At 70.3% G+C, this 24,582-nt stretch carries 24 protein-coding genes; 19 read left to right on the top strand and 5 right to left on the bottom strand.

Going from position 1 to position 24,582, the window contains the following annotated elements; translation table 11 throughout:
- The first annotated feature begins 1 nt into the window (after window position 1).
- The 7 genes from P6897_RS15760 (at window position 2) to P6897_RS15730 (ending at window position 8,799) form a co-directional block, all read left to right on the top strand.
- Entirely contained in the window at window positions 2-1,291 is a 1,290-nt protein-coding gene (locus P6897_RS15760; RefSeq protein ID WP_282501737.1) for a sugar ABC transporter substrate-binding protein, read from the top strand.
- A gap of 88 nt (window positions 1,292-1,379) precedes the next feature.
- A complete protein-coding gene (locus tag P6897_RS15755) occupies window positions 1,380-2,528 on the top strand; it encodes an ADP-ribosylglycohydrolase family protein (RefSeq protein ID WP_282501736.1) in 1,149 nt (382 codons plus the stop codon).
- Complete coding sequence (locus tag P6897_RS15750; RefSeq protein ID WP_282501735.1) at window positions 2,525-3,892, top strand: ADP-ribosylglycohydrolase family protein; 1,368 nt, start codon at window positions 2,525-2,527, stop codon at window positions 3,890-3,892. The genes P6897_RS15755 and P6897_RS15750 overlap by 4 nt, the downstream gene beginning before the upstream one ends.
- Complete coding sequence (locus tag P6897_RS15745; RefSeq protein ID WP_282501734.1) at window positions 3,889-4,824, top strand: ribokinase; 936 nt, start codon at window positions 3,889-3,891, stop codon at window positions 4,822-4,824. Before P6897_RS15750 ends, P6897_RS15745 begins: the two co-directional genes overlap by 4 nt.
- Window positions 4,821-6,776, top strand: a complete 1,956-nt coding sequence (locus tag P6897_RS15740) for an SUMF1/EgtB/PvdO family nonheme iron enzyme (protein WP_282501733.1) — start codon at window positions 4,821-4,823, stop codon at window positions 6,774-6,776. The genes P6897_RS15745 and P6897_RS15740 overlap by 4 nt, the downstream gene beginning before the upstream one ends.
- Window positions 6,773-7,960 (top strand): CoA transferase, encoded by a 1,188-nt coding sequence (locus P6897_RS15735; protein ID WP_282501732.1) that lies wholly within the window; start codon window positions 6,773-6,775, stop codon window positions 7,958-7,960. The genes P6897_RS15740 and P6897_RS15735 overlap by 4 nt, the downstream gene beginning before the upstream one ends.
- Window positions 7,957-8,799 carry an aldolase/citrate lyase family protein gene (locus tag P6897_RS15730; protein ID WP_282501731.1) on the top strand — a complete coding sequence of 281 codons (843 nt, stop codon included), beginning with the start codon at window positions 7,957-7,959 and terminating at the stop codon, window positions 8,797-8,799. Before P6897_RS15735 ends, P6897_RS15730 begins: the two co-directional genes overlap by 4 nt.
- Window positions 8,800-8,903: 104 nt before the next feature.
- On the opposite strand, the gene P6897_RS15725 is transcribed toward P6897_RS15730, so the two are convergent.
- Window positions 8,904-9,896, bottom strand: coding sequence for a LacI family DNA-binding transcriptional regulator (locus tag P6897_RS15725; protein ID WP_282501730.1), 993 nt, complete (start codon window positions 9,894-9,896; stop codon window positions 8,904-8,906).
- 191 nt (window positions 9,897-10,087) lie between these two features.
- Between P6897_RS15725 and P6897_RS15720 the strand changes: the two genes are divergently transcribed.
- The 8 genes from P6897_RS15720 to P6897_RS15685 all read left to right on the top strand — a co-directional run bounded on the left by P6897_RS15720 (window position 10,088) and on the right by P6897_RS15685 (window position 18,200).
- A complete protein-coding gene (locus P6897_RS15720; protein ID WP_282501729.1) occupies window positions 10,088-11,914 on the top strand; it encodes a sugar-binding domain-containing protein in 1,827 nt (608 codons plus the stop codon).
- A gap of 83 nt (window positions 11,915-11,997) precedes the next feature.
- Window positions 11,998-13,308 (top strand): extracellular solute-binding protein, encoded by a 1,311-nt coding sequence (locus P6897_RS15715; protein WP_282501728.1) that lies wholly within the window; start codon window positions 11,998-12,000, stop codon window positions 13,306-13,308.
- Between the two features lie 61 nt (window positions 13,309-13,369).
- The gene (locus tag P6897_RS15710) at window positions 13,370-14,311 is read left to right on the top strand and encodes a sugar ABC transporter permease (RefSeq protein ID WP_274179147.1); all 942 of its coding nucleotides are present in this window, start codon (window positions 13,370-13,372) and stop codon (window positions 14,309-14,311) included.
- A complete protein-coding gene (locus tag P6897_RS15705; protein ID WP_282501727.1) occupies window positions 14,308-15,231 on the top strand; it encodes a carbohydrate ABC transporter permease in 924 nt (307 codons plus the stop codon). The genes P6897_RS15710 and P6897_RS15705 overlap by 4 nt, the downstream gene beginning before the upstream one ends.
- Window positions 15,228-15,851, top strand: coding sequence for a hypothetical protein (locus P6897_RS15700; protein WP_274179149.1), 624 nt, complete (start codon window positions 15,228-15,230; stop codon window positions 15,849-15,851). The genes P6897_RS15705 and P6897_RS15700 overlap by 4 nt, the downstream gene beginning before the upstream one ends.
- 27 nt (window positions 15,852-15,878) lie before the next feature.
- The gene (locus P6897_RS15695) at window positions 15,879-16,673 is read left to right on the top strand and encodes an SDR family NAD(P)-dependent oxidoreductase (protein ID WP_282501726.1); all 795 of its coding nucleotides are present in this window, start codon (window positions 15,879-15,881) and stop codon (window positions 16,671-16,673) included.
- Window positions 16,670-17,416 (top strand): SDR family NAD(P)-dependent oxidoreductase, encoded by a 747-nt coding sequence (locus P6897_RS15690; protein WP_282501725.1) that lies wholly within the window; start codon window positions 16,670-16,672, stop codon window positions 17,414-17,416. Before P6897_RS15695 ends, P6897_RS15690 begins: the two co-directional genes overlap by 4 nt.
- Before the next feature lie 100 nt (window positions 17,417-17,516).
- Window positions 17,517-18,200, top strand: coding sequence for a helix-turn-helix domain-containing protein (locus tag P6897_RS15685; RefSeq protein ID WP_282501724.1), 684 nt, complete (start codon window positions 17,517-17,519; stop codon window positions 18,198-18,200).
- Here the strand turns inward: P6897_RS15685 and P6897_RS15680 are convergent.
- The 3 genes from P6897_RS15680 to P6897_RS15670 all read right to left on the bottom strand — a co-directional run bounded on the left by P6897_RS15680 (window position 18,176) and on the right by P6897_RS15670 (window position 20,867).
- Window positions 18,176-18,574, bottom strand: a complete 399-nt coding sequence (locus P6897_RS15680; protein ID WP_282501723.1) for a VOC family protein — start codon at window positions 18,572-18,574, stop codon at window positions 18,176-18,178. The genes P6897_RS15685 and P6897_RS15680 overlap by 25 nt on opposite strands.
- Before the next feature lie 86 nt (window positions 18,575-18,660).
- Window positions 18,661-19,884, bottom strand: coding sequence for a hypothetical protein (locus P6897_RS15675; RefSeq protein ID WP_282501722.1), 1,224 nt, complete (start codon window positions 19,882-19,884; stop codon window positions 18,661-18,663).
- A complete protein-coding gene (locus P6897_RS15670) occupies window positions 19,881-20,867 on the bottom strand; it encodes a hypothetical protein (protein WP_282501721.1) in 987 nt (328 codons plus the stop codon). The genes P6897_RS15675 and P6897_RS15670 overlap by 4 nt, the downstream gene beginning before the upstream one ends.
- A gap of 175 nt (window positions 20,868-21,042) precedes the next feature.
- On the opposite strand from P6897_RS15670, the gene rpsF reads away from it, so the two are divergent.
- From rpsF to rplI, 4 genes are read left to right on the top strand one after another with little or no spacing between them, the layout of a single operon-like run.
- The gene (gene rpsF, locus P6897_RS15665) at window positions 21,043-21,399 is read left to right on the top strand and encodes a 30S ribosomal protein S6 (protein ID WP_036305492.1); all 357 of its coding nucleotides are present in this window, start codon (window positions 21,043-21,045) and stop codon (window positions 21,397-21,399) included.
- Between the two features lie 5 nt (window positions 21,400-21,404).
- The gene (locus P6897_RS15660) at window positions 21,405-21,935 is read left to right on the top strand and encodes a single-stranded DNA-binding protein (RefSeq protein ID WP_023953543.1); all 531 of its coding nucleotides are present in this window, start codon (window positions 21,405-21,407) and stop codon (window positions 21,933-21,935) included.
- 59 nt (window positions 21,936-21,994) lie between these two features.
- The gene (rpsR, locus tag P6897_RS15655; RefSeq protein ID WP_023953545.1) at window positions 21,995-22,249 is read left to right on the top strand and encodes a 30S ribosomal protein S18; all 255 of its coding nucleotides are present in this window, start codon (window positions 21,995-21,997) and stop codon (window positions 22,247-22,249) included.
- Window positions 22,250-22,260: 11 nt separating this feature from the next.
- Window positions 22,261-22,713 (top strand): 50S ribosomal protein L9, encoded by a 453-nt coding sequence (gene rplI, locus P6897_RS15650; protein ID WP_023953547.1) that lies wholly within the window; start codon window positions 22,261-22,263, stop codon window positions 22,711-22,713.
- A 263-nt stretch (window positions 22,714-22,976) separates the two neighbouring features.
- Here the strand turns inward: rplI and P6897_RS15645 are convergent, their stop codons facing one another.
- Window positions 22,977-24,557 carry a chaplin family protein gene (locus P6897_RS15645; RefSeq protein WP_282501720.1) on the bottom strand — a complete coding sequence of 527 codons (1,581 nt, stop codon included), beginning with the start codon at window positions 24,555-24,557 and terminating at the stop codon, window positions 22,977-22,979.
- Window positions 24,558-24,582: the final 25 nt, after the last annotated feature.

Genomic DNA, 24,582 nt, shown 5'->3' with positions numbered 1-24,582 from the left:
CATGAGAAGAATCCGCGGCATCGGCGCCGTCGCATTCGTGGGCATCGCAGCCATCACGCTCGCAGGATGCCAGCAGGGCAGCGCGAACAGCAGCGGGGGAGACGGCGACGTCGTGACCCTCCAGTTCCAGTCGCTGTCGGACCAGCCCGCGACCCAGGCAGCCATCAGCGAGATCGTCGACGCCTGGAACGCCGAGCACGACGACGTCCAGGTCAAGACCATCCAGGCCGGCTGGGATGGCACCTACGACAAGCTGATCACCCAGTTCTCGGGCGGCACCGCGCCCGACATCGTCCACTTCGAGGCGAGCTCGATCGTGTCGTTCGCGGCAGACGGCTACCTCGCCGACCTGACCGACCTCATCGACCCCGAGCTGAAGTCGGACATCTCCGACGGCATCTGGGAGTCGGTGACCCACGACGGGCAGATCGTCGCGTACCCCTCGACCCTCCAGTCGTACATGGCGTTCGCGAACGCCGACCTGCTGGCCGAAGCGGGCGTCGAGGTGCCCACGGGCGACACGATGACGTGGGATCAGCTCCAGGAGATCGCGAGAGCGACGACCACGGCAGACCACTACGGCCTCGGCTGGGGTCTCGGTTCGCCCACCGCGACGATGATGAGCCTGTCGATGGGCTTCGACGGCGGCTACTTCGACGGTGAGGGCGACGATGTGACGATCGAGGTGGGCGACGACGAGCTCGCCGTGCCCGAGCGCATCCACGAGATGGCCTACACCGACCGGTCGATCGACCCGACCTCGCTCACGCAGTCGGGCTCGGACGTGCTGCCGTCGTTCTACGGCGGCAAGGTCGCGCTGACGGTGCAGGGCTCGTTCCAGGCGACGAACATCGCCGCGGATGCTCCCGAGGGCCTCAACTGGGTCGCGCTTCCGCCGCTCGAAGGATCGGCTGGCGCCATTCAGGCCGCGAACCCGCAGACGTACTCGGTGAACATCGACTCGGAGCACGTGGAGGAGTCGGCGGAGTTCCTGAACTTCTTCATGGACGGCGAGAACCTCGCGAAGATCGCCTACGCCGACGCGCTCATCCCCTCGTCGGGTGCCGCCCGCACGCAGGTCGCCGAGCTCGCCGGCGACGACGCCGCGTGGAAGCAGGTGCTCGCGTCGGGCGAGGGCCTGGAAGGTCCGCCGTTCCTGAAGGTGTCGAAGTACACCGAGTGGAAGGACACGATCGCGACGCCGGCGTTCCAGCAGTACCTGGCGAACCAGATCGACCGCGACCAGCTCGCCGCGCAGCTCAGCGACGGCTGGGCCGACGTCGCCGGATGACGATCCGCGGGGGCGGGTCGATCCGATCCGCCCCCGCCTCACACGCTCGAACGAAGAGAGGGACGTAATGGACGTGTTGCACGATCGGGTGGCAGCAGTACTGGCGGGAGCCGCCGTGGGCGATGCGCTCGGCGGTGCGACGGAGGGCTGGACCCCTGAGCAGATCGAGGAGCGCCACGGCGGACGTGTCGACGGGATCGTCGGTCCCTTCCTGCCCGACTGGCGCACGGCTCGCCCCATCGCGCCGTACCACAAGGGCGACGGGCACGTCACGGACGACACCCTCATGACCCACGCGCTCATCGAGGTGTACGCCAAGCAGCGTCGGCACCTCGACGCCTACGACGTCGCGAGCGACCTCGTGCCGCTCATGATGGGTGAGCGCCGCTGGATCCCCGAGCTCGAAGACGAAGCGCTCATCCTGCAGCGCGTCTTCCTCGCCGAGAAGTGGCTCGTCATGAAGCTGCACTACGGCCACGCCGACCCCCGTGAGGCGGGCGTCGGAAACGTCGTCAACTGCGGCGCGACGATGTACATGGCGCCCGTCGGCCTCGTGCACATCGGCGACCCGCGCGGCGCCTACGCCGAAGCAATCGACATCGCCGGCGCCCACCAGTGGTCGTACGGTCGCGAGGCCGCCGGCGTGTTCGCCGCCGCGGTCGCGGCATCCGCCACTCCCGGAGCGACGGTCGACGACGTTCGACGGGCGGTGCTGGATGTCGCGCACGACGGCACCGCCGCCGCCATCCGCGCCGTGTTCGAGGCCGTCGATGCCTTCCGTGCCGCTGGCGGGTCGGACGATCCGCGCGAGCTCGGTCGCGTCGTCCGCGAAGCGGTGCGGCCCTTCGACACCGTGGGCGAGGCCTACCGGTCGCCGGCCATGGACGCGCGTCTTCCCTCGCGGACGAAGGCCATCGAAGAGCTTCCCGTCGCGCTCGGCTTCGTCGTCGCTCACGACGGCGACCTGCGTGCTGCCGTGCTGGACGCGGTGAACTACGGCCGAGACGCCGACTCGATCGCCACGATGGCGGGCGCGATCTGCGGTGGGCTCCACGGCAGCGCCGCCGTTCCCGAGGAGTGGCTCCACGAGGTCGTGACCGCGAGCCGCCTCGACCTCGATGGCGTCGTCACGACGATGGTCGAGGTCGTGCGCGACGTCGCCCGCGCCGATGCCGAGCGCGCCGCCGCCCGCGCGGAATCGCTGTCGTCGCTGCTGTCGGTGGGGGCCGGGGCGTGAGACTGACCTGGGCTCAGCCCGAAGACCTCGTCCCCGCCGAGCTCGTCGCCCTGCGCGAGCAGGGGGCGCCCGACGACGAACTGTCGGCGATCGAACGGGTGTGGACGCAGGCAGGCGGAGCGACGGTCCTGGCGCCTTCCGGGGCCAGCGCGACGCCGGCTTCGCCCGAACTGCGCGCGGAGGCGCGTCGCGTGCTCGATGAGCTGCAGGGGCTGCAGCGCCCGAGCGCGGACGAGCCCGACGAGTGGGATGCGATCGCGGCGCTGCTTCCCGCGCAGCCCGAGCCGAGCGTCGGCGACGCAGCTTTCGACCGCGTGCACGGCGCGTGGCTGGGGCGGTCGGCCGGGTGCCTGCTCGGCAAGCCGGTCGAGAAGATCCCGCGCGAAGGCATCGAGCAGATCGCCCGCGCCACCGGAAACTGGCCGATCCGCGGCTACTTCACCGCGCGCGGTCTGCCCACGGACGTGGCCGAGCGCTGGCCGTGGAACCGCCGCTCCGCGCCGACCTCGCTCGTGGAGAACATCGCCGGGATGCCGGAGGACGACGACCTGAACTTCCCGATCCTCGCCCTCGATCTGCTCGAGCAGCACGGCTTCGAGCTGACGACCGACCACGTCGCCGAGGCCTGGCTCGCGGCCCTGCCGGCGGGTCGGGTGTTCACCGCGGAACGCGCCGCGTACCGCAACATCCTCGACGCGCGGCCGGTGCCCGAGACCGCGACCCACCGCAACCCGTTCCGCGAGTGGATCGGTGCCCTCATCCGCGCCGACGTGCACGGGTGGGCGAACCCCGGCGATGTCCGGGCCGCGGCGCACTCGGCGTGGATCGACGCGCGGCTCAGCCACACCCGCAACGGCCTGTACGGCGCCATGTGGGCGGCCGCCCTCTGCGCGGCATCCCTCGTCGCCGACTCGATGGATGCCGTGCTGGATGCCGCCGACACCGTCGTGCCGCCCGTATCCCGCCTGGCCGCGGCCGTGCGGTTCGGCCGTGAGACCGGTCGGGCGCTTGCCGCGGGCGAGCTCACGACGGCGGGTGCGCTCGACGCCCTGCACGCTGAGTTCGCCGGGATGCACTGGGTGCACACGCTGAACAACGCCGCGCTCACCGCGTGCGCGCTGCAGGCCCACGGTCGCGACTTCGGCGCCGCCGTCGCGCTCGCCGTCGCCGGTGGCTGGGACACCGACTCGGTCGGTGCCACGGTCGGCTCGGTGGTCGGCGGCCTCGTCGGTGCCGACGGCATCGGGTCCGCGTGGACCGCGCCCCTGAACGACCGCATCGCGACCTCGATGCCCGGCGGTCCGCAGCGGTCGATCCGCGAGCTCGCCGAGCGGACGGTCGCCCTCGCGGAGGGAAGCTCGTGAGCGTCGTCGTCGTCGTCGGCAGCATCAACCAGGACGTCGTCGCCCGGGTCGCCCGCATCCCCGCTCCCGGCGAGACGCTGCTCGCGTCGTCGCTCGTCCGCACCGGCGGGGGGAAGGGGGCCAATCAGGCCGTTGCCGCCCGGCGTGCCGGGGGAGCGGAGGTCGCCTTCGTGGGCGCGGTGGGAACGGATGCCGCGGGCGCGGCGTTGCGCGCGGCGCTCGAGGCCGACGGCATCGACGTCTCGGGTGTGGTGCAGGTCGACGAGGTGACCGGAACAGCGCTCATCTCGGTCGACGCGTCGGGTGAGAACGCGATCGTCGTCGCCGCCGGGGCCAATGCCGCGCGCGACTCCCTCACTGACGCGCAGCGGGCGGTGGTCGCATCGGCGTCGGTTCTGCTCACTCAGCTCGAGATCCCCGTGGCCCTGGTGCGGGACGCCGCCGCGGCCCGGGGTGAGGGCGCGTGGCACGTGCTGAACGCGGCGCCGTCCGCACCCTTCGCCTCCGCCCGCGACGCGCTGCTCGCGGCGACCGACGTGCTGATCGTGAACGAGCACGAGGCACTCGAAGCGGCGGGCGTCGAAGCCCTCGACGAGGCCGTCGCCGAGCTCGCCCGTACGGTGCGCGGACTCGTCGTCACACTCGGTTCTCGCGGATGCCTGGTCGTCTGCGGTGACGAGCGCACCGAGGTGCCCGCCCATGTCGTGACGCCGGTCGACACGACGGGCGCCGGCGATACCTTCTGCGGTGTGCTGGCCGCGGCGCTCGCCGCCTCCGGACGCCGCCCCGACGCCGTCGGTCTCGATCTGCTCGCGGATGCCGCGCGCGCCGGTGCTGCGGCATCCGCTCTTGCCGTCACGCGCCCCGGTGCGCAGGACGCGGTGCCCACGAGCGATGAGGTCGCCGCCTTCCGGAAGGAGAACCGACCGTGAGCGGTGGATTCGATCCCCTGGTCCCGCGCGAGATCGATCGCCCGACGCCGGTGCCGCTCGACGCCGACGTGCGCTCGGGCGACGCCGCGACGGTGCTCGATGACGCGAAGATCTTCGTCGCGCCGACGGATCCGGCCGACCTCGGTGCGTGGCGTGCCCAGCTGGCGGCGTGGCGCGAGGGCGCGCGCGAACGGCACGGCGTGCCGACCCGGTACGACCAGCCGGAGTCGGCGTGGGCGAGCCGATGTTTCACCGTCGCCCAGGTCTGGCTCTGGGACGAGCTGTTCTTCGACTTCGACGAGCAGCGCTTCACGCCGGAACGCTTCATCGCCGACGCGCAGCGACGGTTCGGCGGCCTCGACGGGCTCGTGCTGTGGCACGCCTACCCCGTCATCGGCATCGACGACCGCAACCAGTGGGACTTCTACGCGGTTCCGGGGCTCGTCGAAGCCGCCGAAGCGCTGAGTGCCGCCGGTGTCGCCGTGTTCGTCGACTACAACCCGTGGGATGTCGGCACGCGGCGCTCGGGAGACGACGCCGACGAGCTCGCCGCCACGGTGCGGCGCCTCGGTGCAGACGGCGTGTTCCTCGACACGCTGCGGAAGGCCGATCCCGATCTCGTCGCGGCCCTGGATGCCGCACGCCCGGGCATCGGACTCGAGGGCGAGTCGAAGCTCGCGACCGAGCGCATCGCCGACCACACCCTGTCGTGGGCCCAGTGGTTCGCCGACTCGGAGGTGCCCGGCGTGCTGCGCGCCCGGTGGTTCGAGCGCCGACACATGCAGCACCACATCCGCCGGTGGCACCGCGACCACGCAGAAGAGCTGCGCTCGGCATGGCTCAACGGCGTCGGGGTGATGGTGTGGGAGGTCGTCTTCGGCGTCTGGGTCGGCTGGAACGACCGCGACGCCGCGACCCTGCGGCGGATGCTGCCCGTGCAGCGCGGCATGCACCGCTGGCTGGTCGAGGGGGAGTGGACGCCTCTCGCCGTGCACGACGCACCGGTCTTCGGGTCGGCGTTCGAACTCGACGGCGTGACCCTGCTGTGCCTCGTCAACACGTCGGGGTCCGATGTCGAGTTCGAGCTCGAGTCCGGCGGTCGGTACGTTCCGCTGCATGAGCCCGGCGATGAGGTGTCGTCGGTGACGGTGCCGGCCGGTGGGGTCGCCGCCGTCGTGCGGCTCACCGCGGATGCCGCGGGTACCCCTGTGCCGCCGGTCGTCGCCGAGGTGAAAGCCGCGCTGCGCGATGAGCCGCCGGTGGCGGACGTGTCGTTCCCGCACCGCCGAGCGCGGCGCCTCACCGCTCCGGCATGGACCGGGCCCGTGCGAGACGCTGCGGCGGATGAGGAGGAACCGACCGTCGCGGTGCCGCCCGGCACACATGCGCTGACCGTGCGCTTCCGCGCCCGCGAGACCGGGATGTACGAGGGCGCACCCTACGTCGACGAGTGGAAGCCGCTGCCGCCTCGCCTGCACGACCAGCGCACACTCGAACGCGTCGTCGAGGTGCGGCATCCGGTGCGCGTCGGCGCGGCCGAGGTGACCGAGGCCGAGTACGCGCGGTTCCTCGATGCGATCGGTGAAGACGCGGATGCCCGTGACCCCGAGCGCCCGGCGACCGATGTGACCTTCGCGCGGGCTCGGGAGTACGCCGCGTGGGTGGGCGGGCGGCTCCCCACCGAGGACGAGTGGCAGCTCGCGGCATCCCTTCCGTCGTTCCGCCGACGCGCGCCGGAGGTGTGGAACTGGACGGAGTCGGAGCACTCCGACGGCCGCACCCGGTTCGTGATGCTGAAGGGCGGCAGCGCCCACCGCAGCGAGGGGTCGGACTGGTACTTCGACGGCGGTGTGCGGTCGCCGGAGTTCACGGCCAAACTGCTGCTGCCGGGGCTCGGACAGGACGCGTCGCCCTCGATCGGATTCCGCGTCTGCTGGGAGGAGCGCTCGTGACCCCGCTCGACGGACTGCGCGTCATCGACGCCTCGACGCTGTTCGCCGGTCCCATGGCCGCGATGCACCTCGGCGACATGGGAGCCGAGGTCGTCAAGGTCGAGCACCCGACCCGGCCCGACCCCGCGCGCGGCCACGGTCCGAGCAAGGACGGGCAGAACCTGTGGTGGAAGACGCTCGGCCGCAACAAGCGAACCGTGGCGATCGACCTGCACACCGCCGACGGGCGCGAGGCGTTCCTGCGCCTCGCCCGTACCGCGGATGTCGTCGTCGAGAACTTCCGCCCCGGAACCCTCGAGCGCTGGGGACTCGGGTACGACGAGCTGTCTGCGGAGAACCCCGGTCTCGTTCTCGCCCGCGTGACCGGATTCGGTCAGATCGGTCCGTACCGCAGTCGCCCCGGCTTCGGCACGCTCGCCGAGGCGATGAGCGGGTTCGCGGCCGCGACGGGCGAGCCCGACGGTCCGCCGACCCTTCCCCCGTTCGGCCTCGCCGATGGCATCGCCTCGCTCGCCACCGCCTACGCGATCATGACTGCGCTGCACGCCCGCGCGCGCGACGGGCGCGGGCAGGTGGTGGATGTCGCGATCATCGAGCCGATCCTCGCGATGCTCGGCCCGCAGATCACGCGCTGGGATCAGCTTGCGACCGTGCAGCCCCGCACCGGAAATCGATCGGCGAACAACGCGCCGCGCAACACCTATCGCACGGCCGACGGTTCGTGGGTCGCCGTGTCGACGAGCGCTCAGTCGATCGCCGAGCGGGTGATGGCTCTCGTCGGCCGCCCCGACCTCGCGGCCGAGCCGTGGTTCGCGAGCGGATCGAGCCGGGCGCAGCACGCCGACGAGCTCGACGAGGCCGTCGGCAGCTGGATCGCGCAGCGCACGCGCGAAGAGGTGATCGAGGCGTTCGAAGCCGCGCAGGCCGCGGTCGCCCCGGTGTACGACCCCTCTGACATCGTCGCGGACCCGCAGTTCCAGGCGCTGGGCACGGTCCACCGCATCCACGACCCCGATCTCGGCGAGATGGCGATGCAGGGACCGCTGTTCCGGATGTCGCGCGACGAGTCGACGATCGCCTTCACCGGGCGGGCTCACGGCGCCGACACCGCAGAGGTGCTGGCCTCTCTCGGCTACGCCGACGACGACATCGCTCGCATGCGTGCGGAGGGATCGGTCGCATGACCCGCCCGATCCTGGTCGCGCTGTACGCGCCCGCCGACCGCCCCGAGCGCTTCGAGAAGGCGCTGGATGCGGGAGCGGATGCCGTCATCGTCGACCTCGAGGACGCCGTGGCACTCTCGCGCAAGGCGCAGGCGCGGGCGGCGCTCGCCGAGTTCGCCGCGGTTCGGGCGTCGCGAGGGGCTGCCGCACCGGCGGTGCAGGTCCGGGTGAACGCGCGCGGGGCGGACGCGCACGCCGCGGATATCGCCGCTGTCGCGGATCTGCCCGCCGCCTTCGGCATCCGGCTTCCCAAGACGCGGTCGGCGGATGACGTCGCGGCGGTCCGCGCCGCCGCGCCCGGGCGCGAGGTGCATGCCCTGCTCGAGTCGGCGCTGGCGATCGAGCGCGCGTTCGAGATCGCGCAGGCCGGGGTCGCGTCGATCGCGGTGGGCGAGGCCGACCTGCGCGCGGAGATCGGCGTGCCCGCGGGGCGTGCCGGGGAACCCGGGCTCGCATGGTCGCGCGCGCGGGTCGTGAACGCGGCGGCTGCGGCCGGGCTGCCCCTGCCGCTCATGGCGGTCTGGGCCGATGTCGCCGACCTCGAGGGCCTGGAGCAGAGCTGCCGGGCCGGGCGCGCGCTCGGCTATGCAGGCCGCACCGCCATTCATCCGCGGCAGATCGAGGTGATCCGGCGGGCCTTCACCCCCGGCCCGGAAGAGGTCGAGCGAGCGCAGCGCATCGTCGAGCGGGTGCGCACCGCGGCGGCGGACGGGACGGGCGCGTTCGTGCTCGATGACGGCACCTTCATCGACATCGCGATGGTCAAGGCCGCCGAGCGCATCCTCGCCGCCGCGCCCTGACCCCGCTGCATCCACCGGGCCCGCTGCATCCGTCGCATGCGAGGTCCCGGTTGAGCCGGTTACCGAGCCGGGATTCCCGGCCGAAGTGGGACCTCGGTGGGGGATCAGCGGGTGATGAGGCGGTACGGCACCTGGTGGTGCACGCCGGTCTGCCTCGTCGCGTCGCTCAGGATGTCGAGGATCGACGCCGCCGCCTTCTCGACACCGTGGTCGACGGTCGAGAACGCGGGGATGTGGAAGCGTCCCTCTTCGATGTCGTCGAAGCCCATGACCTGCACGCGGTCCGGCACGGAGATGCCGTGCGTGCCGAGGGTGTACAGCGCGCCGAGGGCGAGGCTGTCGCTGAAGCAGAACAGGGCATCGAAGTCGGTTCCGCTCGCGATGAGACGCGCGACGGCGGTCGATCCTTCGGCGCGGTTGAACTGGTCGACCGAGGCGTAGAGCGCGGGGTCGTCGGCGATCCCGGCCGCGGCTAGCGCTCGCCGGTATCCGTCGAACCGCAGTCGCGAGGTGGCGGTAGGCCCGGATTCCTGAACCCCCACCGCAGCGATGCGCCGCCGACCCTGCTGGATGAGATGCGTGGTGGCGGCCGCAGCCGCTGAGATGTTGTCGATCCCGACGTGGTGCACGGACGGAGTGAGGAGCTCTTCGGCCTGCTCGCCGATCAGCACGAGCGGGGGGCCGTTCGGCCGGTCCCGTACGTCGTCGAGAGTAAGGGCGAGCGGGCTCATCACGATCCCGTCGAGCGCGGGGAAGCCCTCGCCGGCCATCATCGCCAGTTCCGCGGGACGGGCGCCGCCCGTCTGCGCAATGAGAACGGTCAGCGCGCGGGTCTGCGCGCTGGTGACGAACTGCGAGGCGAATTCGGCGAAGTAGGGCTCGCGCAGGTCGGGGAGCACGAGCGCGATCAGTCCGCTGCGACCGTTGCGCAGCTGTCGCGCGGCGAGATTGGGCCGGTACCCCAGCTCATCGATCGCCTCGAGGATGCGTCGCCGCATCTCGTCTCCGACCCATCCCGTCCCGTTCACAACGTTGGAGACGGATTTCGCGCTCACGCCGACGCGGGCGGCGACGTCGGCGAGTGTGACGCGGGTCATGGGTCTCCTGTCGAGCGGGTCTCGGGTTCGATGTTGACTCTAGTTCAGCGTGGAACTATCGTGTAGTTCAACGTGGAACGGAAAGCGGTTTCCATGTTCGCCTGCGGGCGGGACAGATGACGAGGTCGGCATCGAAGCCGACAGAGGGAGCTATTGCAGTGGAGCAGGATGCCGGTCGAGAGCCCGACGCGATGCGTGCGAGCGCGCTGGAACCGGCGCGGCCGCGCCCGCAGCTCGTGCGGGACTCGTTCCTTCTCCTCGACGGCGAATGGGGGTTCGCCTACGACGACGACGATCGCGGTGTCGCCGCACGGTGGTTCGACGGTCGCGAGCTGGGCAGCAGCATCCTCGTGCCGTTCCCGCCGGAGTCGCCGGCCTCGGGCATCGGCGAGACGGGGTTCCACCCGATCGTCTGGTACCGCCGGACGCTGACCGACGCAGATCTCGCCGCCGCCGGACATGGGGCGGAGAAGCGCGCGATCGTGCGCTTCGGTGCCGTCGACTACCGGGCCACCGTCTGGGTGGACGGGCAGATGGTCGGCAGCCACGAGGGCGGCCACACCCCCTTCGCCGTCGACATCACCGACGCGCTCGACGGTGAAGCTCGCGAGCATGTCATCGTCGTGCGCGCCGAGGACGACCCGCACGACCTCGCGCAGCCTCGGGGGAAGCAGGACTGGGAGGAACAGCCTCACTCGATCTGGTACCACCGCACGACGGGGATCTGGCAGTCGGTGTGGCTCGAGTCCATCGCGCCGCAGCACATCACCGCGCTCAACTGGACCAGCGACCTCACCGACGGCACGGTGACCCTCGAGCTCCGACTGAGCCGGCCCGGCCGCGCACGCGCGAGCATCCGGATCGCGCACGAGGGGCGGGAGCTCGCCGCTGCGACGATGCGCACGAGCGGCACGCGAGCGACGTTGACGATCGCCCTGGACGGACAGCGAAACGGTCAGAACTACGAACGTCTGCTCTGGAGCCCCGACCGGCCCACGCTGCTCGACGCCTGGATCGAACTGACGGATGACGATGGCCGAACGGATGCCGTTGCGAGCTACCTCGGTCTGCGCAGCGTCTCATGGAGCGACGGCGCGCTGCTGCTCAACGACCGGCCGGTGACGCTGCGGTCGGTTCTCAGCCAGGGGTACTGGCCCGAGTCCCACCTCGCGGCCCCCTCGCCCGACGCGCTGCGACGCGAGGCCGAATTGATCGCCGAACTCGGCTTCAACTCGGTGCGCGTGCACCAGAAGGTCGAGGACGACCGGTTCCTGTATTGGGCGGATCGGCTCGGGCTCCTGGTGTGGGGCGAGATGGCCGCGACGTACACCTTCGACGAGCGAGCCGTGCAGCGCACGACCGCGGAGTGGACCGAAGCCGTGCTTCGCGACCGGGCGCATCCCAGCATCATCACGTGGGTGCCGCTCAACGAGAGCTGGGGCGTGCAGCACATCGCCTCGCGCTCGGATCAGCGAGCCTTCGCGGAAGCGTTGTTCCACCTGACCAAAGCCCTCGACCCCACCCGGCCGGTCATCTCCAACGACGGATGGGAGCTCGGGACCTCCGACCTGTGGACCCTGCATGACTACGAGGCCGACGGCGACGTCCTCGCCCGGCGCTACGACGTCGACGCGGTCGAGCTGGGCACGCTCGTCTCCGGCATCGGCCCGGCCGGTCGCCGCGTGCGTCTGCCCGGAACGGCGGACGGTGGACAGCCGGTCATGCTCACCGAGTTCGGCGGAGTGAAGTGGGCAGTCGACGCGAGCCCGGACGATTCGTGGGGCTACTCCGAAGCGGGCGGCGCAGAGGAGTACGGCCGGATGGTCGAGGCGATCCTCCGGGCCGTGCAGTCGGGCACGAGAGGCTTCCACGGGCGACCCGACGGGCTCGCCGGCTGGTGCTGGACGCAGCTCACCGACACCATGCAGGAGCGGAACGGCCTGCTCACCGAAGGCCGGGAACCCAAGCTGCCCATCGAGACCATCCGGTCTCTCGTCCGAGGAACCGGCACCGACTGAACCTCCGCCGGTTCTCGGCCGGCCACCGCCATCGCCACCGCCATCGACACCCCGGGCTCATGCCCGCTCAATGAGGAGAAATCATGATGAAGAGACTGCCCGCATCGCTCGCCCTCGTCGGAGCCGCAGCACTTCTGCTCGCGGGTTGCGGCGCTGGAGGAGGATCCGATGCCGCTCCCGAGGAGATCACGTTCGACGAGGACACATCGGCCAAGATCAGCTTCTCGTGGTGGGGAAACGAAGACCGCGCCGCTCGCTTCGAAGAGGTCGTGGCGCTCTTCAACGAGCAGTACCCGAACGTCGAGGTGGTGCGGAACTTCAACGCCTGGGGCGACTACTGGACCGCCCGCAACACCGAGGCAGCGGGCAAGTCGCTTCCCGACGTGGTGATGATGGATGCCGGCTACCTCGGCGAGTACGCCAGCAAGGGTCTGCTCGCCGATCTCTCGCCCTACCGCGACTCACTGCTGCCGCTCGACGGCGTCGACGACCAGGTGCTCGGATCTGGAACGGTCGATGACGAACTCGTCGGCGTCCCGCTGGGCACGAACGCCTGGTCGATGATGTACAACAAGGACATCCTCGACTCGTTCGGTATCGACTATCCGACCGACGACATGACCTGGGACGAGTTCAACGGCTTCGTCCTCGAGGTCAACGCGGCCGGGGCGTCATCCGAACCCCGGATCTACGGGGCGGAGGACTACACGGGCGGCCTTCCGAACTTCATCTACCACCTCATGCAGGACGGCAGTCCGGTCTTCGAGGAGAACGGTGCGCCCGCGTTCGACGAGAACGATGTGATCGAGTACCTCGACGGTGCCGCCGATCTCCGCGAGGACGGCGACTTCTACCCTGTCGAGCGCAGCGTCGCGCTTTCGCCTAGCGGGGGCTTCCTCGCCGGTGAGACGGCGATCTGGTTCAACTTCTCGACGACGGTGCTGCAGGGCATGACGGATGCCGGCACCGAGAACATCGGCATGGTGCAGCCGCCGCTCGAGAAGGGCCAGGACGAGCACGTGCTCGCACCCAAGCCGAGCATGCTCCTGAGCGTGGCGAAGAACTCCGACCAGCAGCAGGCCGCGGCCGCCTTCGTGAACTTCCTCACCACCTCGCCCGAGGTCGCGAAGATCTTCGGCACCTCGCTCGGCACCCCGCCCACGGAAGCCGGACGCGACGCGATCGATCAGACCGCCGCCGACACCGTCAACCTCGACTATCTCGCGTCCATCGACGACGAGCTGACCGCGAGCTACCCGATCCTGCCCGCGGGCTACGGCACCATCGAGGCCAAATGGGGCGAGCTGCACGAGCAGCTGCGGTACGGCGATCTGACGACGAAGCAGTTCGCACAGGAGTTGTTCTCCGAGATCTCCCTGGTGCTGGCCTCCTGACCGCTCCGCACGACCCTGCCGCACGGCTGAGCCGCCGGACCGCAGGAGAAAGGAACATCCCATGACTGCTCCTGCAGCCGTCGTCCCGGTTCGTGCGCGCTCGACCGTGCGGGCCCGGCGCGAGACGCGTGCCGGCTACCTCTTCCTGAGCCCGTGGCTCATCGGGTTCTTCGCCCTGACCGCAGGTCCGATGGTCGCTTCGCTGGTGCTGTCGTTCACCGACTACAACCTGTTCAACGATCCCGAGTTCATCGGGGTGGACAACTACACGCGCATGTTCGCCGACCCCAACTTCCTGCAGGCGGTCAAAGTCACCGGCATCTATGTCCTGGTCGGAACGCCGTTGAAGCTCGCTGCGGCGCTCGGGGTCGCGCTGCTGCTGAACGCGCCACGCCGGGGCCAGGGGTTCTACCGGTCCGCGTTCTACCTGCCCTCGTTGATCGGCGGCAGCGTCTCGATCGCGATCGTGTGGAAGGCGATGTTCATCGACGACGGCATCGTCGCGCAGATCGGCTCGTTCTTCGGGGGGCCGCCGGCCTCGGAGGGCGGATGGGTGGGAGACCCGGCGCGCACGCTGCCGCTGCTCATCCTGTTGACCGTGTGGCAGTTCGGAGCACCGATGGTGATCTTCCTCGCGGGACTGAAGCAGGTGCCGCCGGAGCTGTACGAGGCGGCATCCGTCGACGGCGCGGGTCCGGTGCGACGGTTCCTCTCGATCACGATCCCGATGCTGTCGCCGGTGCTGTTCTTCAACCTGCTGCTCGAGACGATCCACGCCTTCCAGGTGTTCAACTCGGCCTACATCATCTCCAACGGCAGCGGCGGACCCGCGGGTTCGACGCTTTTCTACACGCTCTACCTCTATCTGCGCGGATTCCGTGACTTCCAGATGGGTTACGCCTCGGCGATGGCCTGGGTGCTGGTGGTCGCCGTCGGCTTGGTCACGCTCATGCTGTTCCGCACATCGCGGGCGTGGGTTCACTATGCGGGGGACGAACGATGACCAACACGATCACTCAGACGGAGCTCATCACGACCGACCCGTCGTCGCGGCGACGCGGTCGCGGCGACGCGGGAGGGCGGGGTTGGCGCACGCGAGGGAGCGCAACGGTCTTCCACGTGCTCGCGATCGCCGTGCTCGTCGTCATCCTCTACCCGGCGGCGTGGATGGTGATGTCGTCGTTCAAGCCGGGCAACGAGATCATCGGCTCGGTGAGTCTCGTGCCGGAGACCTTCTCGCTCGACAACTACGCCACGGCGTTCGCCGGGATCGGGGGAGTCTCGTTCTGGACGTTCGTCGTGAACTCGCTCATCCTCGCGGTCGCCTCGGTCGTCGGGGTGGTGCTCTCCTGTTCAGTCACGGCGTACGCGTTCGCCCGCATCCGTTTCCGCGGCAGCAAGGTGTTCTTCCTGTGCATGATCGCGACGATGCTCCTGCCGTTCCACGTCGTGATCATTCCGCAGTACATCGTGTTCAACCAGCTCGACATGATCAACACCTACTGGCCGCTGCTGCTGGGGAAGTTCCTCGCGGCCGACGCCTTCTTCGTGTTCCTCATGATCCAGTTCATCCGCGGTCTGCCCCGCGATCTGGACGAGGCCGCGCGCATCGACGGCGCCGGCCATGCGCGCACCTTCACCGCCGTCATCCTGCCCCTCATGCGACCCGCGCTCGTCACGAGCTCGATCTTCGCGTTCATCTGGTCGTGGAACGACTTCTTCGGGCCGCTGCTGTACCTGAAGGATCCGGGCATGTACACGATGCCGCTGGCCCTGCGCCTCTACGTCGACCAGACGTCGACGAGCGACTACGGCGCGCAGATGGCCATGGCGATCCTCGCCCTGGTGCCCGTGGTCCTCTTCTTCCTCGCCTTCCAGCGATACCTGGTGGCGGGCGTCGCGACGGAGGGGCTCAAGGGATGACCTCGGCGCGCAAGGCGGACGGATCGCCCGAGAGCCGCGCGGTCTTCGGCGGCTCGGGCGTCGCCGGGTTCGGCGAGATGTTCGTGGTCGGCATCGGGGTCGCTCTGCTTTCGCTGCCGCTCGTGACACTCGCCCCGGCGTTCGGTGCGGGGGTGCGGCACTTCCGCGCGCACCTCGACGACGAGCCCGACTCGATCGGTCTTCTCGCCACCCGGGGGCTCCAGGCGGTGCGTTCGGGCTGGTGGTTCGGCACGGCAAGCGTCGTGGTCATCGCGCTCCTCGTCCTGAACGCGATCGGGGCGGCCCAGGGGGTGCTTCCCGGCGGGGCGGTCTTCGCGATCATCAGCGGCGGCCTGGCGGTGGTCGTGGCCGTCGCGATGCTGCGGACCGCGGCGCTCTGGACGCCGGGCGCACGGTGGATAGACCTCTGGCGAGAGGGACGCGCGGTCGTGATCGACGACCCGATCGGAACGTCGCTGGTGCTGGTCGGGCTCGGGGTGAGCGCGACCGTCGTGTGGATGCTGCCGCCCCTCATCGTGATCGCGCCCGGGCTCGTCGTCGTGTCGCTCGTCGCTGCCGAACGCCGCCGCGCTGCGACATCATCGAGGAGGGCCGCGTAGGCGCGGCCCCGATCGGAGGAGAGCACGATGCAGTGGGATCTCGACGGCAAGGTCGTCGTCGTCACCGGAGCGGGCCGCGGCATCGGCCGCGCCATCGCCGAGACGTTCATGCGCGAGCGCGCCATCGTCGTCGCGACGGACATCGCCGAAGATGCGGTGGCTTGGGCCGACGACGCACGCCGCGACGCGGAACTCGACGGCGCCTCACTGGCGTGCGACGTGCGTTCGTCCGCTTCGGTGCAGCAGGCCGTGGATGCCGCGCTGAGCCGGTTCGGACGCATCGACGTGCTGGTCAACAACGCCGGCATCCTGGGCGACGGTCTCATCGAGGACGCCGATGCCGAGACCTGGAATCGCGTCTTCGACGTCAACGTCACCGGCACCTTCCGCACCTGCCAGGCGGTCATCCCCGCGATGAAGCGGCAGGGTGGAGGCCGCATCGTCAACGCGGCCTCGTTCGCGGCCATCATCCCCAGCGTCGGCGGGGCGGCCTATGCGGCATCCAAGGCCGCTGTCGTCCAGTTCACCAGAACACTCGCGGGAGAACTGGGTCCCTGGGGGATCACCGCGAACGCGTACGCTCCGGGGATGATCCCCACCGACATGAACGGCTTCGCCGACAAGCCGCACGATGAGCAGCGTCGCCTGCTCGACACGCTCACGCTACGGCGGTGGGGTGACCCGCGCGAAGTGGCGGACGCTGTCTGCTTCCTCGCGAGCGATGCCTCGCGCTACGTCACGGGCACCCTGCTCGATGTGAGCGGCGGCAAGTTCGCGACCCAGTTCCCGCAGCGGGCGTACGAGATGGCGGCCCGGGCATGACCGGGGCCCCTGCCTCCAGCGCCGCCGAGCGGCGCGTCACGTGGATCACCGGCGCCGGCAGCGGAATGGGCCGGGCGGCCGCGCTGGCCCTGGCCCCCGACCGGCGTCTCGCGCTCAGCGGACGGCGTCAGGACGTGCTCGCGCAGACGGCGCGCGATGTGTCCGACGCCGGCGGCGAGGCCATCGTCCTGCCGTTCGACGCCCGTGACGCAGGTGCGGTGAGCGCGGCGCGCGACGAACTCCTCGGCCGCTGGGGGCGTATCGACGAGCTCGTCCTTGCCGCGGGCCTGAACTCGCCACGGCGGACGTGGGCGACGCAGTCGGTCGACGAGGTCGACCAGGTCATCGGTACGAACCTCCACGGGGTCATCCACGTGCTCGACGCAGCTTTGCCGGCGCTCCGTGCCTCCGGCTCGGCCTGTGTGGTCGTGGTGTCGTCGATCGCGGCCTGGCGCTTCTCGCCCGTCGCCGGTGTCGCGTACAGCGCCAGCAAGCGCGCGCTCGCGGCTGTCTGCGAGACCCTGAACGCGCAGGAGTCCGCCGCCGGCATCCGGGTGTGCCACCTGTGCCCGGGCGACGTCGACACGGAGTTCCTGAGCCTGCGTCCTGAGGTGCCCGACGACGAAGCCCGCAAGCGGATGCTGACTCCCGACGACATCGGCCGCACGGTGCGCTTCGTGGTCGATGCGCCCCCGCACGTGCGCATCGACGAGCTGGTGATCAGCCCGGTCACGCGCGGTTGAGGGTGCGCGGCTGAGCCGAGGTCCCAGTTCGGCCGGGTATCCAGGGCGGATTCTGGGCCCAAGTGGGACTTCGACCGGTTCGAGGCGCGAGACTGAGCCCATGTACTCGGAGGTGCGGTTGTCGGGCGCGGCGGCGCTGTGGCGTTCGGACCACAGCGCCGGGCATGCCGTCATCCCCGCGGACGGATGCGTCGACCTCATCCTCCGCGACGGCCGGGTCGACGTCGCGGGACCCTCGACACGCTGGCTCGAGACCGCGCCCGACGGCGCGGATGGGTCGACTGGTCTCCGGCTGGCGCCGGGCCACGCCGCCGGTGTGCTGCGGATCGACCTCGCCACGGTCGCAGATCAGCTCGTCCCGCTCCAAGATCTCGCCACCGCCGGGCAGGCGCGCCATCTGCGCGAGACGATGCTGCGAGCGGCGAGTCGGTCGAGGCGACAGGACGCGGTCTCGCGGATCGCCGCTCTCGGCGACGAGATCGCACCCTGGATCGACGGCGCTCGCCGCTTCGCCTTCCATGCCGTCCCGGCCCGGGATGCCGCCGCGTCGCTCGGGATGTCGGAACGCACGTTCCGCCGGCGGATGCTTGCGACTTTCGGCTACGGCTACGGCACCCTGGTGCGCCTCGAGCGGGCCCGCCGCGCACAACGGATGCTGCGGTCCGGCTCTTCGATCGCGGATGCTGCAGCCGTGGCCGGCTTCGCCGACCAGCCGCACCTCTCACGCGAGTTCCAGCGCCTGGTCGGTCGCAGCCCCGCTCAGTTCGCGCTCAGCGCGGCGTAGAGGTCGACGGAGTTTCCGTCGGGATCGAGCAGGGTCGCGTAGCGCTGGCCCCAGACGGCATCCCACGGCGCCACGTGCCCAGCGAATCCAGAGGTGATCATCGTCGCGTACGCTGCGTCGACCTCGGCTGGCGTGCCCTTATCGAAGGCGAGCGCGATGCGGTGACCGCCCGACGCGGGCGTGTAGGCCGGATCGAACGAGCGGATCGTGTCGATGGTGTCCCACGCCAGCGCCGTTCCGTCGTCGAGCGTGGCGTCGACGTGAGGGCGGTCGTCCTGGCCCGCATCGATGTGAACGCCGAGGGCTCGATAGAAGGCCAGGGACGCCGCCATGTCCTTGGTCACAATTCCGATGAATCCGAGTGCGAGTGTCATGGGCCTCACCGTAGGGCCGGCCGGGCAGCCTCGTCGTGAACAAAACGGCCACCCTGTGCTCAGCCTGTTCGCGTCACGCCGGCCGGTCAGCGCATGGCGGCGAAGAGTCCGCCGATGAAGGCGATGACCGGACCGATGGCGCCGACCGTGACGATCAGCAGGACTACGACCACCGCCATCCACGGCACGCTCTTCTTCAAGCGCTGGCCGGACGCGGCGACACCGGGCGGCGGGCGCAGCAGTCCCGGCGGCGGCGTGACGGGCAGCGCGGATGCGGCGCCGGCGGCCGCACCCGGTCCCGCCGTAGCCGGCCCCGCGGGACTCGGTTGCGCCGGTACGGCCGGCACCGCCCCCACACCGGACGCCGCGGGCGGCGCGAGCCGGTCGTCGCGCCAGCGCTCCCATTGCGCGAACTTGTCGATCATGGCGCCGACCGCACCGAACAGCCACGACCAGGTCGCAGGGTCGAGCGTCGAGAAGTCGCGCTTGCCGTAGAAGAAGAGCCAGTCGTCGACGATCTCGACATCCAGTGCCGCGGCGTTGTCGACGAAGCGCGCCATGATGTCGGGCGTGAACAGGTACAGCGCGTCGCGCTCGTATCCGCGCGGGCAGTAGAGGCGGAAGTACCGGTCGAAGTCGCCCTCGAGGCTCAGGTGCTGGTCGCGGTCGAACGCGACGGGGAGGTTCGAGCCGAACAGTCCGTTGTTGCCGAGGGCGTCGAGCACGATGTGCGGCAGCGGCGTCGACAGGTGCACCGCGACGTAGCCCCACGTGTGCGTCTGCTGGTTCTTGCCCGACCCGGTCGTGTAACGGTAGTTCGCGAACTCGACGAAGCGCGGCTGGTCGCCGCGGACGAGATTGGATGCCATCCGCCCCGACCCCTGCGAGAAGATCATCCCCGGCAGCGGGGGCTGGGGCCGCTGCGGCTCGAAGCTCATGCCGTTGGCCCGCGCGAACCGGTCGAGCCGGTACCAGACCGCGGCTTGCGCAGCGCGCTGCCGGCGGACGAAGAACGGGATGAGCGCCGCGAGGGCGATGATGATGACGAGGGGGATGACGGGCGCCAGCGAGACCACCGCACCGGAACCCGACTGCGTCCCGACGGCGAACACCAGGCCGCCGATGATGGCGGACAGGACGCCGCCGAACACGAGCACCACGAAGACGATGACGACGATGGCGATGATCACACCGGCGGTGCCCGACCCGCCGGGGAGCCGGCCGCTGGCGGCCAGGTGCTTCCGGAATGCACGCGCGGTGGCGGGCGACACCGGCTCGAGGAGGGGTCGGGGATCGAACGGAACGCTCATCGATTGACCTCGTCTGCGCCCCAGGACAGGGATGCGTCTGCCGGAAGGGGCAGGGCTTCGAGCTCAGGGGACCGGCAGATCGCGTTCACGAGCTCCCGCGAGCCCCCGACGATCGTCGAGTCGAAGTCGACTTCCGAGACCATGACCCAGGCGCGGTCCGCGGGCCAGAGCAGGCTCGGGCTCTGCGACGTCGGCACGGCTCCCATCGCCTCGGCGGCGAGGTCGCGCCACGGCGGCCTCAGCTCCCAGTCGTCGTCGGCGAACTCGTCGACAGCGCCGCGGAACAGGACGAAGGCCCGCTCCGGCAGCCTCAGCCGTGGTCCTTCCGAGATCTCGCGCGAGAGGATGCCCTCCTGCCACGTGGGCTTGCGGAAGACGCTGTTGAAGCGGTCGCCGATCGACGACCCGAGCATGCGGTTGTGGCGGGCGAGGGTCGCGTCGTCGGGGTCGCCGGGCTGGAAGACCGTGCGCGACGGCGCGCGTCCGAGGTGCCCGAGCAGGCCGCCCCGGCCTTCCCAGAGGCCCGCGGTCACGTCATCCGGTGTCGACGTGTGCCTGATCAGCTCACGCGCGAGAACCGCCATGCGGTGCGGGTCGAGCTCGCCTATTCCGGGTGCGGCGAACCAGCGGCCGTCGGGCGCGCTGCGCTGGTTCGAGCCGAACTCGGGCGAGCGCACGATCGAATCCCACTGCGCCAGCGGATGCAGCGTCGTCCCGAAGGCGGCGGCGGTCTCGGCCCACGTGGCGGGATCGGTCACGAGGTCTGCCGTCACCTGCTGCGACTGCTGCCACGGCATCTCGACCCACGCGTCGAACGGGGGGAGGCGTTCGCCGCTCTCGCGTGACTGGACGGATGCCGGATGCAGGATGCGCGCGTACGCCTCGAAGCCCCGCGGCACGACGTCGTGGAACGTCCCCCGCCACGGATCGTCGACGCGTTCGCGCAGCCATTCGCCGGTCGAGACGTCCGCGGTCCACTCCATGCGCCCACGCTACCGGTGACCGGTCGGCGGGATCACGCGCGATCAGGTAAGCTGTTGTGGTTGTCCGACCTCGGTCGGGCACGTGCTACACACCCTCCTGCTTCCGGGAAACGCCCGGGAGCCGTTCTAGTCCGAAGGAGGTGGGTCAGTGACGCACACGTACCAGTACGAGCTCATGGTGATTCTCCAGCCCGAGATCGATGAGCGTCAGGTTGCTCCCAACCTTGACAAGTTCCTCAAGGTCATCACGAATGACGGCGGAACCATCGAGAACATCGACATCTGGGGCCGTCGCCGCCTGGCGTACGAGATCCAGAAGAAGAACGAGGGCATCTACGCCGTCGTCAACTTCACCGCGACGAGCGAGACCACGCAGGAGCTCGACCGCCAGCTGAAGCTGAGCGAGTCGATCATGCGCACCAAGGTCCTGCGCGCCGAGGAGGCCATCGCACAGGTCGCCGCCGAGAAGGCGCGCTCCGAGGCGAAGGCCGCTCGCAAGGCTGCCGCCCCCGCTAAGGCTGCGAAGGCGTAAGGCTCATGGCCGGCGAGACCGTCATCACCGTCGTGGGCAACCTCACGGCAGACCCCGAGCTGCGTTACACGCAGAACGGCCTGCCGGTGGCGAACTTCACGATCGCCTCGACTCCTCGCACCTTCGACCGTCAGGCGAACGAGTGGAAGGACGGCGAAGCGCTGTTCCTCCGCGCGTCCGTGTGGCGTGACTTCGCCGAGCACGTGGCGGGTTCGCTGACCAAGGGCATGCGGGTCGTCGCGACCGGCCGCCTGCGTCAGCGCTCCTACCAGGACCGTGAGGGCCAGAACCGCACCGCGATCGAGCTGGAGGTCGACGAGATCGGCCCCTCGCTGCGCTACGCGACCGCACAGGTCACGCGCGCCGCATCCGGCTCCGGTGGTGGTGGCGGCGGAAGCTTCGGCGGCGGTCAGCAGTCGCGCCCGCAGCAGCAGGTGCAGGAGGAGCCGTGGGCGACCCCGGGTTCTTCGGCTCCCGACGCGTGGAGCGCACCGGGTACCAGCGGCGCCTCCTACGGCGACGACACCCCGTTCTGAATCGGATTCCGGGTGCTGCGTGCAGCGGCATCCGATCATCACTCTCGTAAGGAAAAACAATGGCTGGAAAGGCAACCGGCGACCGCCGCAAGCCGCGGAAGGGCGCGAAGAACGCGGCCCCCGCGAAGGCGATCCGCGTCGGCGTCATCGACTACAAGGACGTTTCGACGCTCCGCAAGTTCATCTCGGAGCGTGGGAAGATCCGCGCCCGTCGTATCACCGGTGTCTCGGTGCAGGAGCAGCGTCTGATCGCCAAGGCGATCAAGAACGCGCGCGAAATGGCGCTCCTGCCTTACGCCGGCGCTGGCCGGTAAGGAGCACCGACATGGCAAAGCTGATTCTCACGAACGAGGTCGCCGGGCTCGGAAGCGCCGGTGACGTCATCGAGGTCAAGAACGGGTACGCCCGCAACTACCTCATCCCCCAGGGCTTCGCTGTGGCCTGGACCCGCGGTGGCGAGAAGCAGGTGGCGTCGATTCGCGCCGCTCGCGACGCCCGCGCGATCCACGACCACGAAGAGGCCGTGGCTCTCAAGAACAACCTCGAGTCGAACAAGGTCAAGCTGTCGGTCAAGGCCGGCGCCGAAGGCCGTCTGTTCGGTGCGGTCAAGCCCGCCGACGTGGCTGACGCCGTCAAGACCGCTGGTCTGGGCGACCTCGACAAGCGCAAGATCCACATCACCTCGCCGATCAAGGCCGTGGGCGAGCACGAGGCGACCATTCGCCTGCGTGACGATCTCACCGCCGTGATCACCCTGCAGGTGGTCGCCGCCAAGTAATCCCTGGCGCACCGTACGGATGCCGCGGACCTTCGGGTTCGCGGCATCCGTCGTTTTCGGGCGCGTGCCGCGGGCCGGGATGCAAGGTTTCCGGGCCGACACCCCGCGAGCGGATGCCGAGCCCCGGGGTGTCGGTGCAGATCCCTTGCATCCCGGTGCGGTGGCGTGCGCGTCGGCGAGGTGCCCCGCGGGCAGGCCGGAGCGGATGCCGCAGGCCGAGGGCCCGCGGCATCCGCTTTGTCCGAGACTGACTCCTGTCGGGATCAGACCGTGGCGCGACGGCGCAGAGCGACGAGGACGAGCCCCATCAGCGTCAGCGCCAGGGCGCCGATGCCGAGAGCCACCGGGGTCTCACCGCCCGTCTTGGCGAGCATCAGCGGGCGAGCCGACGCTGCCGAAGCCGACGTGCCGACCACAGCGGTGTCCGTCATGCTCGACGTGGTCGGAACCGCGGGGGCTTCGCCGTTGCCATCCGTGCCGGGCGTGGTGCCGGGGTCGGTTCCGGGGTCGGTTCCCGGGTCGGTTCCGGGGTCCGTGCCGGGGTCGGTTCCGGGGTCCGTGCCGGGGTCGGTGCCCGGGTCAGTGCCGGGGTCGGTGCCGGGGTCGGTTCCCGGGCCGGCCGGGGTGACGACCTCGGTGGTCGAGTCGCCGATCACCGAGATCGCGTTTCCGGTCAGCGAGATCGGGGCAGTGATCGGGAGCACCAGCTGGGTGCCGCCGAGGATGCTGTCCGAGCCGCTGGTCGACGCGCTGGGCGTGGTGCCCGTCGTGCCGCCGTTGCTGCCGGTGGTGGCGTCTCCGATGACGGAGATGGCGGTGCCGGTCAGGTCGATCGGTGCCGTCACGGGTGCGACGACCTGGGTGCCGCCGAGGATTCCGTCGGTGCCGTCGGTGGTTGCCTCGGGCGTGGTGCCCGTGGTGCCGCCGCCGTTGCCAGCGGTGTTGCTGCCGGTGGTGGTGTCGGTGGTGGCGTCTCCGATGACGGAGATGGCGGTGCCGGTGAGGTCGATCGGTGCCGTCACGGGTGCGACGACCTGGGTGCCGCCGAGGATGCCGTCGGTGCCGTCGGTGGTTGCCTCGGGCGTGGTGCCCGTGGTGCCGCCGCCGTTGCCAGCGGTGTTGTTGCCGGTGGTGGTGTCGGTGGTGGCGTCTCCGATGACGGAGATGGCGGTGCCGGTCAGGTCGATCGGTGCCGTGACCGGTGCGAGCACCTGGGTGCCGCCGAGGACGCTGTCCGAGCCGCCGGTCGACGCGTCAGCCGTCGAACCGCCGTTGCCGGCCGTGTTGCTGCCGGTGGTGGTGTCGCTGGTGGCGTCTCCGATGACCGAGACGGCGGTGCCGCTGACCTCGATCGGCGCCGTCACCGGAGCGACGACCTGGGTGCCGGAGGCGACGCCATCCGACCCGTCCGTCTCGGCAGCGGGTGCCGGAGCGGGCTGCGCCGGAGCAGGAGCCGGCTCGGCGGGTGCGCTGCCGCTGTCCGTCGACGACGTGCTGTCGCCGACGACGGCGACGGAGGTGCCCTCGACGGTCACGGGCACGGAGACGCTGATGAGCGCCTGCGACCCCGAGCCGACGCCGTCCGAGCCGCTCGTCGAGCCGCTGGGCGCCGGTGCCGACTCCGGTGCGCTCGAGCCTGACGTCGAGCTGTCCGCGTCACCGAGGACGGCGACGGACGTCCCGCTGACCGTGATCGGAGCGTCGACTGAGACGATGCCTTGGGTGCCCGAAAGCAACCCGTCCTCTCCCGTGGTGTCGGCCGCGTGGGCGACCGATGCGCCGAGGATCGTGATCCCCCCGGCGACGAGCGTGCCCCAGATGGCACGCGAGACGATGGTGTTCATGATTGTTCTCTCCTTGAGAATGACG

This window comes from Microbacterium sp. BDGP8, from assembly GCF_029991045.1.
Lineage (GTDB): Bacteria > Actinomycetota > Actinomycetes > Actinomycetales > Microbacteriaceae > Microbacterium > Microbacterium plantarum.
Note: the sequence above shows the minus strand (reverse complement) of the source record. Positions and strands in the feature narration are given on the sequence as shown.

What these genes read in the sequence shown, in the direction of transcription:
- P6897_RS15705 (WP_282501727.1), top strand. Translation starts at nt 14,308, where the DNA reads ATGACCAACACGATCACTCAGACGGAGCTCATCACGACCGACCCGTCG.
- P6897_RS15660 (WP_023953543.1), top strand. Translation starts at nt 21,405, where the DNA reads ATGGCCGGCGAGACCGTCATCACCGTCGTGGGCAACCTCACGGCAGAC.
- P6897_RS15720 (WP_282501729.1), top strand. Translation starts at nt 10,088, where the DNA reads ATGCGTGCGAGCGCGCTGGAACCGGCGCGGCCGCGCCCGCAGCTCGTG.
- P6897_RS15695 (WP_282501726.1), top strand. Translation starts at nt 15,879, where the DNA reads ATGCAGTGGGATCTCGACGGCAAGGTCGTCGTCGTCACCGGAGCGGGC.
- P6897_RS15670 (WP_282501721.1), bottom strand. Translation starts at nt 20,867, where the DNA reads ATGGAGTGGACCGCGGACGTCTCGACCGGCGAATGGCTGCGCGAACGC.
- P6897_RS15645 (WP_282501720.1), bottom strand. Translation starts at nt 24,557, where the DNA reads ATGAACACCATCGTCTCGCGTGCCATCTGGGGCACGCTCGTCGCCGGG.
- rpsF (WP_036305492.1), top strand. Translation starts at nt 21,043, where the DNA reads ATGGTGATTCTCCAGCCCGAGATCGATGAGCGTCAGGTTGCTCCCAAC.
- P6897_RS15730 (WP_282501731.1), top strand. Translation starts at nt 7,957, where the DNA reads ATGACCCGCCCGATCCTGGTCGCGCTGTACGCGCCCGCCGACCGCCCC.
- P6897_RS15685 (WP_282501724.1), top strand. Translation starts at nt 17,517, where the DNA reads ATGTACTCGGAGGTGCGGTTGTCGGGCGCGGCGGCGCTGTGGCGTTCG.
- P6897_RS15715 (WP_282501728.1), top strand. Translation starts at nt 11,998, where the DNA reads ATGATGAAGAGACTGCCCGCATCGCTCGCCCTCGTCGGAGCCGCAGCA.
- rplI (WP_023953547.1), top strand. Translation starts at nt 22,261, where the DNA reads ATGGCAAAGCTGATTCTCACGAACGAGGTCGCCGGGCTCGGAAGCGCC.
- P6897_RS15675 (WP_282501722.1), bottom strand. Translation starts at nt 19,884, where the DNA reads ATGAGCGTTCCGTTCGATCCCCGACCCCTCCTCGAGCCGGTGTCGCCC.
- P6897_RS15690 (WP_282501725.1), top strand. Translation starts at nt 16,670, where the DNA reads ATGACCGGGGCCCCTGCCTCCAGCGCCGCCGAGCGGCGCGTCACGTGG.
- rpsR (WP_023953545.1), top strand. Translation starts at nt 21,995, where the DNA reads ATGGCTGGAAAGGCAACCGGCGACCGCCGCAAGCCGCGGAAGGGCGCG.
- P6897_RS15700 (WP_274179149.1), top strand. Translation starts at nt 15,228, where the DNA reads ATGACCTCGGCGCGCAAGGCGGACGGATCGCCCGAGAGCCGCGCGGTC.
- P6897_RS15710 (WP_274179147.1), top strand. Translation starts at nt 13,370, where the DNA reads ATGACTGCTCCTGCAGCCGTCGTCCCGGTTCGTGCGCGCTCGACCGTG.
- P6897_RS15680 (WP_282501723.1), bottom strand. Translation starts at nt 18,574, where the DNA reads ATGACACTCGCACTCGGATTCATCGGAATTGTGACCAAGGACATGGCG.
- P6897_RS15725 (WP_282501730.1), bottom strand. Translation starts at nt 9,896, where the DNA reads ATGACCCGCGTCACACTCGCCGACGTCGCCGCCCGCGTCGGCGTGAGC.
- P6897_RS15760 (WP_282501737.1), top strand. Translation starts at nt 2, where the DNA reads ATGAGAAGAATCCGCGGCATCGGCGCCGTCGCATTCGTGGGCATCGCA.